The following is a 13,850-nucleotide window of genomic DNA, read 5'->3' as shown; positions in this document are numbered from 1 at the left end:
ATTAAAACTTGCATGTGAGTAATACCATATAATTCCGTTCGGGCATGCGCCTGGCCAGTACCGACCGGTAATACTCGTTGAAGAGGTTATAGACTTTCAATTGTATTTCCAGGGTGGCCTTTTTCACGTTGAACTCCTGCGCCAGGTAGACCTGGTTCATATAATAGTCCGGCAGACTGCCGACGGTCGTTACATCGTTGCTGGAGGTTGTATATCGTTTGTCGTACGCATTGAACTGCCACGTAATGGCGCTTTTCTTGTATTTGACGTTGACAAAGAGGTTTCCGGAATTCAGGGGGATATAGACCAGCTGCTTGCCACGGGACTCGTCGCCCCAGATCGTTTTGTCACCATAGTTCCGGGAGGGCGTCCACGCAAAGTTGCCGTTGGCGGTGACCTGCCAGGGGTAGCGATCATACTTTATTTTGGCGGTAAGCTCGATCCCTTTCGAGATGACGCTCTCCACGTTCCTGGGCTCCCAATACCCACCTCCGCGGAAGCTGGGGATCCAGATGATCCAATCGGTGATGTCGGCGTAGTAGCCCGTCATTTGTGTTTCCAACGTTATGCCGCGCACGTTGGTGAGCCAGGCGACGCCGATCTCTTCGCTCAGCCCGTCTTCCGGCCGGAGCGAAGCATTGCCCCCGGGCTGCCAGTACAGATCGTTGAGCGTCGGGATGTGATAGTTGCGGGTGATGTTCGCTTTGATAAAGATATTCCGGTCGGTCCACACGCGGAAGTCGAAGCCGGCATACGGAATGACTGGTATGGCTTTGTGATCGATGTAATCCTGACGCACGGCAAGCTTGATGTTCAACCGGTCGGAGAAATTGCGTTGATAGGCCGCGTATGCAGAGATCTCATGACGATCTTTTTTATACCCGGTGCGCTTGACGGTGTCGCGTGTATTCACGCCGTGATAATTGTAATTCGCGTTGACGCTGATGGTTGACTTCGGGGACAGGTCATATTGAAATTCAACCCGGTTGATGTAGCTGCCGGACCGGCTTACGGAATAAATAGCGCTTTGCGGCCCGAGCCCGATAACCCGGTTCACCAGGGAATAGTCGAGATCCTGCAGGTTTACGCCGGCCATTGTCACCAGCGTGCTGCGCTTGCCGTTGTGGCGCCACTCGGAGTTTATACGCCAGGTCTTGTCGAGCTGCGTGTTGATGTTGGTGTCTTCGCCGCTTTCGTTGCTGTTGAGCCTTGGGATGCTGCGGTCTGCCACGTGCGTCCAAACCCGGAGCGACAGCCGGTTGGACTCGTCGATACGGCCGTAGAACTCCTGCATAACACTGTACAGAGTATAGGCTCCGTCTTTGTTCCGCCAGCGCGGTTTGCCGATGATAGCGTCGTTGTAAAACGGGAAATCATTTTTTGAATAGGTATAGTAGGCACGGCTCTTCGATTGGATCCTTTTATTCCCTATGTTCACCTGTAAAAAGTCTTCGACCGTGGTGAAGCTCCCGAACCCTTGAATAAACCGGCCGCTGAGCTCGTTGTTCCAGTCGGGTTTGTTCTGCAGCAATACGTTCCCGCCCAGGGCGCCGCTGCTTTCTTCCATCGATGCTCCGCCGTGTTTCAGCGTCAGGTCGTCTATGAAATAGACCGGTATAAGGGAAAAGTCCACCATGCCGAGCATGGGCGAGTTGACCGGCATGCCGTTCCATACTACCTGTGTGTGCGACGGCGCGGTGCCCCGGAAGGATGCAGTGGCGAGCGAGCCCCGGCCGTATGATTTTATAAACACGTGCGTATTTTCCGAGAGCAATTCCGACAGGGTATGGTTTACGTTTACCGCGAGCACGGTTGTATCCACATGTGTTTCCTTTCCGCCCGCGGCTTCTTTTTCAAAGAGCCTTGTAGCCTGTACGGTAAATTCGTTCAGCAGAACGGAGTCGCGCCGCTGCGCCCTGGTGGCAGTATGGAGGATGACTCCCAACACAACAAGCACTATCCTTTTGATCATTGCTTGACGAGCTTAACATAGTGAATGGCTGCGCCGGTTTCGATGCGTAACAGATACATGCCGGCAGGCAATGCCGCTGTGCTGAGTGTCGTTTCGTTTGACATCCGGCCCGACTGTTGTACCGCGCCACTCAGGGTCATGAGCGTATAGCCGGCGTTTGTCCCCGCTCCTTCCAGCCTCAGATAACTTTGGAAGGGATTGGGATATATGGCCAAGTCCTGTTCGCTTTCGTCGCCGATGCCGACCGGTATGTCGCTGCGTACAACCACCACGCAGGCTTCTCCGGCAACGGTTATGTTCTTTGTACCGCGGGAGCTGAACGTTACGATGACCTTGCCAAGCTCGTCTGTCTTCGCCGACGCCGAGTCGTTGGGATATGCCCTGCCGTTCACCGACACTCTGGCGTCGGCCACGGCATCAGAGCTCAGTGTGTTTACTGTTCGATCGGGGTTTATGCTTTGCTCGAACCGGATTACGGTCAGTGCCACCGGCGCTTCCACATCGACGGTATCTTTGTCGCTGTGTATTTTTATAAACAGCCATGGAACGCCGATCCGTTCGACCGGATACACGATGATCTCGTCGCCCTCGCTTACGGGCACGTTGTGCAGGCCATTGACATACGTACGCTCATTCACCCGCACGAACCAGGCCTTATCGAACGTATATTCCATCGTGCCACCGTAGCCATATACGTAGGAAATACCGGAGGCATCGCCTTTGGGCACGCGCCAGAGGTATAATCTGCCGCCCCCTTTGTCATCATCGCGAAACCGGAGGTCGCTGGCAAAGTCTTCGTTGGTAAAGAGCTGGGCGATGGCGTGCGCCACCGTAACGCCGTTCACTTTATCGATGCCGTAGTCTTCGCTGCGGTGATCGACATAGGCATTAAGATCGAAGTTGTTTACGGCGACCTGCCGCCGGGAGATGACCAGGCCGTCTTTGTCCTTGATGGTGAGGTATACCAACCGGGTTTCGGCCTCCGGCAGCACCTGGATCAGCACGCTGTCTTTTAGGTTAGGGATGTCGTTGGCGGATACGATCAACCAGGCAATGCCTTCGCTTTTGCCGCGCATGACAATCTGCTCACCTTGTGTGCCGATGTCGAGCACGCTCGCGTCGGAAGTACGCCACGCCAGGGCTACACCGGCAATTTCGGTTCCGTTCTGATCGAGCACCGTAGCCGATATCGCAGCCCTCGCATGGCGCCGGATGGCCTGCCCGGTGGTGACTATCTTTATTGCTTTCGGCGATACGATGTCGATCGTCGTTTGTGTTTTAACGGCGGGGTTTGCCTTTAATGCCGCTGTTATCGTTACCCGGCCGGAGCCCTTTGTTACCAGCATACCCGGGTCGATCCCGGCCACGGCATCTTTGTCGACCGAAAAAATGATCGCCGCATCGGCCTGCAAAATTCCTTTATGAAAGGCATAGGCTTCGAGGGGGATCTGCATATTCTCCCGGACCTTCCGTGGTATGTCTGCCATGACGACCTGGTCGAGTTCGCCCTGGATGCGTATGTCAGGCGCTACATCTGCGATGCCGCGGATCTCGGTCGACACCTCTCCTAACCAGCCGGCGTCGTCGTTCTGGGCTGTATATATTCTGATAAAATCGATCCCGTCGAGGTGAATATGATCGCCGTTTGCGTCGATCGCCCAGTCGATGTCGAACGCATCTCCACCGGCGCCTTCTATCGCCGGGGTATAGGGATTGTCGGGCACCACGTGACTGCCGGGAGCGGCCAGTGCATTGTCGGCATATCCAAATCCTCTTTTATAGGCCTGGATGTACGAAGGATCTGACCGGTCTACATAACCTTTGATCTTATTGCCCGCGAAGGTGATCTGACGCTGGTCTACGCCGGGGAAGGGTGCGGCCTGTGGGTAATACGGCTGAAAGTGATAATCATTTTTGAGAATATAGCCCACCCGGCCCTGGTTATCGGCCCATGGTACATCGGCCGCATTGACTTGCTTCGGGTTGGTATAGGTGATCTGGTAATTTCTGACGGTAGATGAGAAATAATAATCGCTCCCGGCAAGCTCGTACCAGGTATCGTCTGCCAGGCCGTTGCCGTTTTCGTCTTTCATCACGCTGACGGCGCCGGGCTCAGACCAGATGACGAAGTTTTGTGCGGTTGCCAGTGGATTTCCAAAAACGGTAAAATCTACTCCGTATGGGTTGTCGGGGTGATTGTCGATGCGGTGGTCGAAGCCCACGACGATATATCCGCCAAAGCCACCCAGGCTTATGCCCCCGGCGAGACCGCCGATCAGCGACTGCGCTTTTGCTGGTGTCCCCCAGGCTGCGGTGTTTGTAAACTGGCCGGGCGCCGGAAAATACTCCACCACCCGGCTGATATAGGGGCTCTGTGCCCGGGCGTTTGCCGCCATTGCGAACAACAGTGCTATCAGCCACAGCGCCCCGTTCTGCATACGCCTTTTCACGCGGTGCATATTCTATTCTTTTGCAATCTTCTGTCGTACAACGTGCGCACCCTGGCGCAGCGTCAACACATACATGCCCGCCGGCAACGCGCGTACATCTACGGTTGTGCCGGACGTTTCGCGGATCACTTGTTCTGCTACACGGTTTCCGCGGGTGTCTGTGATATACAATGCGGCCGGCAACGCCGTTACGTCCACATGGAGCACTTCTTTTACCGGATTGGGATAGATCGTTCGCACGACCGGCTCCTGCGGGAGCCCGGTGATGACTTTTTCGCGTACGATCACTTCTATATTCTGCACGGCGGGATCGTCATAATACCGGTCGTTGGCGGTGATGGTGATCACCACGGCGTCAAGTCCGGCATCTGCGGGGGGGGAAGCCATCAATACGCCATCGTTAAGGGTGATCCAGGATGGAACAGCGGAGCCGTCGGGCATGGTCAAGGTATAGGCCAGGGACTCGTTGTCGTCGTCGCCGAAGTAGTCCGACAGAGCGATACCGGTCTCGCTGTCACGAGGGACTTCGACGGTCTCTAACAACACGGCGTTGTAGGGTGCGCTGTTGGTCATGCCGTAGCTGATAGCCATGCGTTCGGGCGAGTCCTGCACATCGCTAAAGATGCCCACGTTGTTACCTTCTTTGTCGTAAATGCGACCGATACCCCAGCCCCACCATTGGCCGAAGGTGAAGTAGAAACGCTCTGCCTCACGATCGTAGGCCGATGCCATCAGCGTATAGCCATTGTCGACGATCTCGGGATCGGTGCTCATGCCAATGACGTCCAGTTTGTCGACGGTGGCATGGTCGAGGTTAACACGTCCGAAGCTCTTGGTCCAGGATTCGTCCATGAGCTTGGTATATAGCATGCCGTCGATGATGCCGACACCCAGCGGGGACGAGCTGGCGTCTGAATGCCCGATGGGCAGATCGTAGGCGGTATGTTTACCTTCCCGGATGGAATATTTCAGCAGTTTGCTTTGCGCGAGTACATACAGGTTGTCTCCTTGCGCAAACATCTGCATGATGCCCACGCCCTCCTGGCCAAAGTCGTACTCACCTTTTCGTTCGAGGGTTACCAGGTCGATGATGGCGAGCTGGCCGGACTGGCCGAGAAAGCCTCCATTCAATGCCACGAAGGCCGAGTCGCCTACTACCACCACATCGGCGGCCTGCGTCGAGACGGCGATCTTCTTTACCAGCGAGAGATCACTCTTATTATAAATGCGGACGTTGTAGCCATCGTCCGGTGGCCCGGCGCTGTTCTGACGCGTGGCGATCAGCCAGTTCTTATACAGCGTGGTGGAGTGGTTTACACCATGGGTATCCGTGCCCTGGCCGTCTGCCTCGGTCTTGCTTTTGTCTTGTGTATACCGGCGCGTTACTTCGGCACCGGTAGTCATATCGTACTTCAGGATGTAGTAGTCGGCGGAGATATACACGTATCGACCCAGAGCTTCGATATCCTGCACCGAGTTCGCGGCATCGAGGTCGGCGAGCTTTTCGGTGGTGTTGGTCTCCGGGTCATATACCTGAATGTTTCCGTTCAGGCTTCCGAACTGGCCTCCATTTACAAACACAACCTGTTTTTTCTTCGAGACGGATGCCGTACGGCCATTGGCGGTGGGGGATGTGGTCAAGCGGGCGTTGATAAACCGGCCGGACGCTGGTTTGGAATCAATCACTCCGGTTGCATCCTGGGAGGCCGCGGGCAGGGCCATCGCAGAGCAGCCCAGGCATACCAGGAAAATTCGCGTGTAAAGTTTATGCATGGATCGTTGGTTAAGCATGTTGCGACATGACAGAACCAGGCATTGACAGCGTCCCGCTACAGGCAATGCCCGGCGGTTGTCAAGACGTCGTTGATAAAAGTGTTACAGGTTGCATGTGTATCGTACGCATGGATTACAATAGCAGAAAATTGTAACGTACGATAACAGAGAAGACGCCTGGCAGCGATTTCCACTGATCCGTATACCCGTTCACCGCAGGCTACAAAATCCTGATGGCATCGGGCAGGTCTTCTGACTCTCCTGACTTTTGTCACTCCTTCCCATCCGCCGGTGGGCGAACAGTGGAGAATATAATTGACAAAGCTTTTATTCCGCGTGGGCGGAATCAGGATTACAGCAGCGGGAACTGTTGCCGGTTTTCACGGCATTCCCTTTTAATCGCGCAACACCGTGCTGCGCGAACCAAATGCTGCGGTAAAAGTATGGAATGGTGAGAACATAAAAAAACCGTCCTTTCGGGACGGTCTTTTTGCATTATAAACTATCAACTCTAAACAGTATGTCTACGATAATTGTCGTGTCAGCGGTCGCGGGTGACCTGTTGGGCTTCGAGGGCAGGGCCGGTCATCATGCTGATGATCATGCCGCACATGCCGACGGTGAGGATAGACACCAGGCCGATGGCGAAGAATGCCGGATTTGCGTTTACGAACTCGGTCCAGGTGGTGTAAACGAATCCGAAGACCATGGACGACACGACGATCATAAAAAAGGAGATAAGAAATGCGGGCTTCATGGTTAAAAGGTGGTTAGATAGAATGGTAAACCTATCCTTCCGAATTCCGTGCCACTCCGTGGGATGGCGCTACCGGCGTAAAAACGAAGATCCGGCTGTTGTTCTTTCCCAAAACAGGATTGCCGTTTCCCATGCACGGCTCTGCGCGGCAAGTGGATCAGAAATACTTTTCATAGGTTAGACCATAGGTTACCAGCAGATTTTCGCGCCGGGTCTTGCTCAATTTATTATACACGATGGAGCCGGTCACGCTGAGTCCTTTTTTTAACTTGATGGAAAGACTCGTGCTGGACTTTACGATGTAGTCCTTGCGATCGGACAGCGCGTGCTGCAAAAAATCGGTGCCTTCTATTACGATCACTTCGCGGATCACGGCACGGAATTTCAAGCGAAACGAATTGCGGAAGACGTCGTAACGGTTGGTTCCCTCTTCGGGCAGGTCATATAAGTCGCTGCGCTCATACAAAATACCATCGCTCAGTACAACGCGAAGTTTTTCGACATCAAACACACTATATCCTACCCCGACGCCCGCTTGCAGGCGGTGGTTGATCTTGAGGGAGAAACTCTTCTCATAGCTGGCGAGGCCCCAATAGTAAAAATGCTCGAGTGTCTTATACAAGTTGCCATCCAGCGCTGAAAAGAAATCGTTGTTGCTCAGGTTACTGAGTGATTTGCCGTATATCCAGCTATTGGTCGTGTTGAAGGTATATTCTCTTTTACTGATGCTGAAACGCAGGGCATTGTTCAGGACATACGAGGAACCTTCGTTTGTCTTATTGATCGTGCCCGTCGATACATAATTCAGGTAGTGATGTGTCGTATCATTGAATTGTGAAAAGGCAGGCAGGCTGCCCATCCAAAGGACCAATCCTGCGACTATCTTCTGCATGATGTTCTCCTGCATGCGCCACCGTTAGGGGTTGGGCTCTTTGAAAGACACAAATGTTACCTGCCTCCCTTCTTCGTCTAAACCGAATTTGGATACCTCGTTGTCGCGGGTGAGGTATAGCATGTAGAGGCCTGTGTTGCGATTCAGGTAGATCTCGCCGTTCTCCCACCCGTCGTATATGTCATTTCCATTGAGTGCCTTGCGTACACGACGGGGGATCTGTTTACCGGTGACCAGCACGCTGTCTTTGGGCGGGCCTATATCTTTGGGGAGCGTTGAATTGTATACCGACCGGGGGTCGGGAATATCGCGTCTCACATTTACAGTGTCGCGTACCACCACTGCACTGTCTGTCTGGGCATAGAGATAACCACAGGAAAATAAAAACAAGATCGGCAGCAGGCGTTTCATATCAGGTGTTTACTGTATAACCTAAGAAAATTATGCCAGGCCGGCGGGTCACACCTTACAGGAACAGCCACCCCACCTGTCCTTCTTTGGTGCGTACAAAGTGTGAGCTTTTGTAGCTGGCGAGTATTTCCACGGCGGTGGCTTTGTCCAGATAGGCCAGGGGAACACTCTGCTGATCGTTGCGCGATAACAGCACGGCGGAGGCGTCGAGCTTGCGTGCTTTTCCTTTGATGGCCTCTCCTACCTGTTTCTTTTCCACATAGCCCTGGCGCTCGTCGGCTAGTGCCACGCGGTACCATGAATCGCTTTGCGCAATGATCTTGACGTAGTCGTTCTTATTGAGTGTTTCTTTCAGCGCGTATTTCGGGCCGGGACCGGTACGCATCATCGACCTTCTGGCCGTTACACGGTATACCTGCTCCCGGAACAAGGTATCGAGGGGTGAGTCGCTTTTTAGCGCGTCTTGTGTCAGCAGGTAATGAATGGGGTCTTTGGCGCGTGCCTGGTAAATGCCGAAGTGCAGGTGCGCAGGCGTTGTGCGGGCGTTCCCCGTATTGCCGACAAGGCCAAGCGTGTCGCCTTGTTTAAGTTTCTGGCCGGCTTTGACCAACTGCTCGTCGAGGTGTGCGAAATAATACGAGTGGCCGCGTTTGCCGTCCTGCATCCACACGACTTTGCCGCCCAGGTTGCTGGTGCCCACACGTGTCACGACGCCGGCCGCCGGCGCAATGATGGGTGTACCCTTCGGGGCAAAGATGTCGACGCCTTCGTGCTTACGCTTACCACCGTCGCGGGCGTCGCCATAGAAGCTGCCGATAGAACGGTTCGAAGCGCCGGATACCGGGTTGATCAGCACCGGCGTAAGGGAAATCGTTACGGAATAATAGGCATTCACCAACAGCTCGGGCTGCAGGCGCAGCAGACACTGCGCATCGCGGTCGAATTCGTATGAAAGTGTCAGTGCCGAATCGGCGTGTGTCAGTTGGGTCCAGATCGTATCCTTCCAGACGAACAGGTCGAGAAACAGGTGGGCGTTTGCCTGTGCCTGTACCATGCCGGTCACTTTCAACACCTGCCCGTCTTTGACGGGGAAACTGTACGAGCGCGCCTGAGGTTCTGCCGCCTGGAACACACCGGCTTCGGAGAACGGCAGGTTGATCTGGACGGAATCGTACAGCGAGCGTCGGCCGGCTTCTTGCCATGCGGTTGCCATGGGCGTAGCCAGCAGGTTCGCATCTTCAAGGGATTTCCGGTACTGCTCGTACGGACTCTTCCTGACGAAACCCGATTGTAAACTGTGGAAACTATTACACGCAATGAGGAGTACAGCGACTCCCAGGATATATAGTTTAGACATGCTCGTAGAACACATACACGGTGGATTAAGTTTATCGCTCCCCGACGGGCATAGGTTTTTATCTTCATAATCCGTGCCCATGTCCCGACTTGTTTGCTAAAAAAGTATGCGCTCTTACCGGCTATTCGTGTTTTTATTTTTTTGGTGCGTCTGCTGCACAAGGGTGTCCGGTCAGGACAAAAAGGAAACCCCGGCGCAATTAGCGGCCGACAGTCTCGACCGGGAAAAGTTCCATTTCCTGATCAATGCCAACCGCGAGCAAAGCTACATCACGGTAACGGATGGCCTGGGCAACCTCGAGCCTTTACTGATGGAGGCCAAGCTCTCGCCGAGCTATTTCTTCTCGCGCAAAAAAAGCACGTGGGCGATCCTGGTCAATCCGCAGGTGCAGATCCGTATGCAGGACCGAGAATCGTGGCCCATCAGTACGCCGACGTATAAAGCGCATCTGACCTTTTTCCATTCCGTCGACTTCTGGAACCGCAGCCGGTTCCTCAAGCGATTGTTTTATGAAAATGCTTTGTGGTCGGTGACGCTGGGGCATCACAGCAACGGTAAGGCCGGAAGCTTTTACATCGGGGACACTACCAACACCATCGACTTTGAAAACGGAAACTTTGCCACCAATTATTTTATGGTGCACTTCTCTACCTATAAGGTAAAAAAGGTCTGGAAGAACCGGGTGGCCTATCGCCTGCTTCGCGCCAGTACGGAGATACATCCGCCGTCCTGGTCCGTACAGGAGATCCGCGACATCTATGGCAACTACCGTTTTTTTGGGGCAGTCGCCTTTGGCGGCCCCTGGCGTGAAACCAGGAAAACGTGGCTCAATAACTGGCTGCAACACTCCAGCTTTGAGCTTCAGCTGGGGTGGATCGCCGGACGGATGAAAGGAACAAGCCCGGTGGAAGCGCGCGATCGGTTGATCGTCGACATCCATTATCAATATTATCCACCCTGGTTTGACGAGATCGCTTTCTTTATACGTTACTACCGCGGTCAGGATTATTACAACGTCTATTTTATCAACAACATCTACGTGCTGAGCTTCGGATTAACGTCCAACATTCTCAACCTGCAACAGGCGGCTCAGTTTATCGGCAATAAAAGATAACAACGGACGGAGGCTATGGCAACGCACCTCCGCCCGGTTGTCGATAAAAATTACTCGGTTACGTTGATGACAAATGATACGTCTGCATCGGTCTCACCGGTGTTATAGCCCGATGTGGCCGACTTCAATTCGGGCTGGTGTTTCAGCACTACGCGAAAGGCGCCGTTGGAAGAAGCGTCTTCTTTGGTTGACCACGTCGTGCTGAGCCCGGTGGGCAGACCGTTCTCGTCCACGTCGGCATAGACCACTGGGTCCTGGCGGTTGTCGATGTTGCCATTGCCGGCAGGGTTGGCAAACAGGTCGGCCGTCCACGAGAAGAAGAACATGTGCTCGTCGCTCTCCTCTTCTACTTCTTTGGTCACATCGTATTCTTCGTCGGTCTCCGGCAACAGGCCGTTGTACAGTTTTATATCCATAGTATAGGTCGTGCCCGTCTTGAGGGCAATGGGGCCATCCGCTTTCAATTCGTCGGTGCCTTCACCATCGGGGTCGGTAGCGGTAACTTTGACTGCATCGCCACCGCCAACGGGTGTGAAGGTGAGCTCAACGGTCGTGATCAGCTCGGGCACGTCTTCTTTTACCGGTTCGTCATCGTCGCTACAGCTGCCGAGGACCACTGCTCCCGCGAGGGGAAGTGCGAGGTAAAAGAATGAACGTACAGCGTGTGATCGAAAAATGGAAGTTTGTTTCATAATAAGCGTTATTACATTAAAAGATACATTTCATGGAAAAGATAAAGTTGCGGCCGATCTCGTCGGCGAAGTAGCGCAGCCGGTTGGTATACTCCCGGTAGGATGTGTTCAGTACGTTGTCGACGCCCAGGCGGAAGTCATACCTTAGCTTTTCGCCGGGTAATGAGATACCCGCGGCTACATTCAGCAACGCATAACTGGCGGGGGCTGCCTGAAAGTCGAAGTTCCCGCCGTCGGTCAAAAGATTTTCTCCTTGTCCTTTTGCGTCGTTAAGCTGACGCGGCGTGATTGTGCGGGGCGCATTGTATTGTTTCAGCACGTATCGCACCTGCGACTCGACAAAAAAGTCCTTCCAGCGTGACAGCGTTTTTTTTTCATAGCGTACCCCCAGGTCGAACCGGTTCGTGGGTATAAATACCAGGTAGTCGTGTTGTCGTTCATCGGTCACGCGCAGCAACGATGCGCGCGGCGTGACCTTCCACGCCGGGGCCACCTGCCATTGGCCGGTGATGTCGACACCGGTAAACAACGCATCGGTCTGGGTGTAGCGGAAATAGGCCGCGGGCCCCGCGACCTGCCGAAGGATGCCTTCCGGCCGCAGGTAGATATAATTAAAGATATAGTTTACATAGGGTGTGACCTCTATAAAAAAGTCCTGCCAGTCGCGGCGGTACGTGATGATGCTTTTTAAGGCCTGCTCTACTTTGAAGTCGGTCTGGTTGATGTCCACGACGTTGCTGGCCGTGTCCAGCAACAGCCCTATTTCATACGCACCCGTACCCAGGTTCTTGCCGGTGCTGTAGAGCTCGGCTACATGCGGCGGACGCCAGGCGCTGCTTACATTCAGGTGCAAGGACTGCTTGTGTGGCAATCGCACGGTGGCTCCGGCGGTAAAGCTGGGGTTGTGAAACTGACTGTTGGTCTTATAGAGAATATTTTTCGAATTATAACCGGCCACGTCATAGTGGCGATAGTCGTACCGCCCACCGAAGTCGGCGTCCCAACGCCCGCCTTGAAATTTGACAATGGCAAAGGCTCCGCCCGACAGGCTGGTGAAGTCCGGTATCAACGGTATACGCATGGTGCCGGGTTGATTGTCGTTCTCCTGTATCATGCCGGTTGCTCCGAGGCATAGCGTAGACGAAGGGCCGGTTGTCACTTCCCACTCGGTCTCCAGTGTATGGGTATTCAGCACCAGGTCCAGTATGGGCGTAGACGACAGCCCCCCGATACGGATATCGTATTCAGCGCGCGCATTGTTCTGAAAGCCATATTGCATGCGCAGTATACCCCGCGATGTGTTCAGATGACCGTTGAGCTTAAACAGGTTGTGTGTTACCTCCTGCCGCGGCTCGCCGATGTCATAGCCGAACGACCGGGTGTATTGCGGCGGCTCGCGTTCCATGGCATTGCTTAAATCGTCGATGTTGCCCACCGACGTTCCTTTGAGGATCCCGATCTCCGTCTGGAAGCGACTGAAAAATGCTTCGATGCCGTAGGTGGCGCCGTGGTAGCCGGCCGCTGCCGAGAAATTCAGTTCTTTTACACCGGTGTTGGTCAGGTTGTAATCGGGCGTGTGATAGTCGCCCGCACGTTTGGCCGTGCCCTGTACGCGCCACCCCCAACCGTCATGTCCACCGATGCCGCCTTCGAGCATGCCGGATACTGTGCCCGAGCGACCGTTGCTCTGGACCACCGTATTGAATGTTCCGCCGAGTCCGGCTTTCTCCGGCAGCTCGGGTGGGTTGACAACAATAACTCCGCCGAGTGCATCGGGGCCGTACTTGATGGCCGAGGCATCTTTTATCACGACGATGTTGGACGCTATAAACGGATCGATCTCGGGGGCATGGTCCGCGCCCCACTGCTGTCCCTCCTGGCGGATGCCGTAGTTCAGGATCAGGACGCGTTGGCTGTGCACGCCGTGGATGACGGGCTTGAAGATGCCGGGGCCTGTCTGGATGGTGCTGACGCCGGGCAGTTCCTTTAACGATTCGCCGAGCGTCTTCCCCGCGGTCTCCTCAAGTTGTTTCTCGTTGAGGACTGCCAGGTTGTGGGCGTGCTCCGTATTGAGTGGCTTCTCTTCGATGACCACTTCCTGCAGGCTGCGCATGTCCGGCACCAACCGTACCGTTATGCTTGCGGTGTCGGTCAGTGTAACGGTCTGCTCAAAGGGTTTGTAGCCCGTGAACTGCACCACCAATGTATACCGGCCGTTGCACAAGGCTTCGAACCGGTAATGTCCGTAGGCATCCGATAATTGTCCACCCGACACCCCCTTCAGCGAAAGCGACGCTCCCGCCACGAGCGCTCCGGTCTCGTCGAGTACCTGGCCCGTGAGCACACCCTGACAGGGTTGCGCTACCACGGACATACAGACGTGTAATGCCACCATGAGCATTACGACTTTGATTGTCATAATCTGAAACCTG

10 protein-coding genes and 1 riboswitch are annotated in these 13,850 nt (G+C 54.4%); of the genes, 1 reads left to right on the top strand and 9 read right to left on the bottom strand.

What is annotated here, in order from left to right:
- Window position 1 precedes the first annotated feature (1 nt).
- From KK078_RS21140 to KK078_RS21110, 7 genes are all read right to left on the bottom strand, one after another.
- Window positions 2–1,972: a TonB-dependent receptor plug domain-containing protein gene (locus KK078_RS21140; RefSeq protein WP_254092310.1), complete on the bottom strand. Its 1,971-nt coding sequence runs from the start codon at window positions 1,970–1,972 to the stop codon at window positions 2–4.
- A complete protein-coding gene (locus KK078_RS21135) occupies window positions 1,969–4,431 on the bottom strand; it encodes a T9SS type A sorting domain-containing protein (RefSeq protein WP_254092309.1) in 2,463 nt (820 codons plus the stop codon). The genes KK078_RS21140 and KK078_RS21135 overlap by 4 nt, the downstream gene beginning before the upstream one ends.
- Before the next feature lie 3 nt (window positions 4,432–4,434).
- A complete protein-coding gene (locus KK078_RS21130) occupies window positions 4,435–6,195 on the bottom strand; it encodes a T9SS type A sorting domain-containing protein (protein WP_254092308.1) in 1,761 nt (586 codons plus the stop codon).
- A 225-nt stretch (window positions 6,196–6,420) separates the two neighbouring features.
- A riboswitch (cobalamin riboswitch) is annotated at window positions 6,421–6,638 on the bottom strand.
- A gap of 98 nt (window positions 6,639–6,736) precedes the next feature.
- Window positions 6,737–6,952 carry a hypothetical protein gene (locus KK078_RS21125; protein ID WP_254092307.1) on the bottom strand — a complete coding sequence of 72 codons (216 nt, stop codon included), beginning with the start codon at window positions 6,950–6,952 and terminating at the stop codon, window positions 6,737–6,739.
- Between the two features lie 157 nt (window positions 6,953–7,109).
- Window positions 7,110–7,844, bottom strand: a complete 735-nt coding sequence (locus KK078_RS21120; RefSeq protein WP_254092306.1) for a DUF481 domain-containing protein — start codon at window positions 7,842–7,844, stop codon at window positions 7,110–7,112.
- 24 nt (window positions 7,845–7,868) lie between these two features.
- Entirely contained in the window at window positions 7,869–8,255 is a 387-nt protein-coding gene (locus KK078_RS21115) for a hypothetical protein (RefSeq protein WP_254092305.1), read from the bottom strand.
- A gap of 55 nt (window positions 8,256–8,310) precedes the next feature.
- Window positions 8,311–9,612, bottom strand: a complete 1,302-nt coding sequence (locus tag KK078_RS21110; protein WP_254092304.1) for a peptidoglycan DD-metalloendopeptidase family protein — start codon at window positions 9,610–9,612, stop codon at window positions 8,311–8,313.
- 127 nt (window positions 9,613–9,739) lie between these two features.
- Between KK078_RS21110 and KK078_RS21105 the strand changes: the two genes are divergently transcribed.
- Complete coding sequence (locus tag KK078_RS21105; RefSeq protein ID WP_254092303.1) at window positions 9,740–10,726, top strand: hypothetical protein; 987 nt, start codon at window positions 9,740–9,742, stop codon at window positions 10,724–10,726.
- Window positions 10,727–10,776: 50 nt separating this feature from the next.
- On the opposite strand, the gene KK078_RS21100 is transcribed toward KK078_RS21105, so the two are convergent.
- Both KK078_RS21100 and KK078_RS21095 read right to left on the bottom strand, forming a co-directional pair.
- The gene (locus tag KK078_RS21100) at window positions 10,777–11,418 is read right to left on the bottom strand and encodes a hypothetical protein (protein ID WP_254092302.1); all 642 of its coding nucleotides are present in this window, start codon (window positions 11,416–11,418) and stop codon (window positions 10,777–10,779) included.
- 16 nt (window positions 11,419–11,434) lie between these two features.
- A complete protein-coding gene (locus tag KK078_RS21095) occupies window positions 11,435–13,837 on the bottom strand; it encodes a TonB-dependent receptor (protein WP_254092301.1) in 2,403 nt (800 codons plus the stop codon).
- Window positions 13,838–13,850 lie beyond the last annotated feature (13 nt).

It is taken from the genome of Dawidia soli (assembly GCF_018598185.1).
GTDB classification, from domain to species: domain Bacteria; phylum Bacteroidota; class Bacteroidia; order Cytophagales; family Cyclobacteriaceae; genus Ohtaekwangia; species Ohtaekwangia soli.
This window is presented reverse-complemented; position numbering and strand designations above follow the sequence as displayed.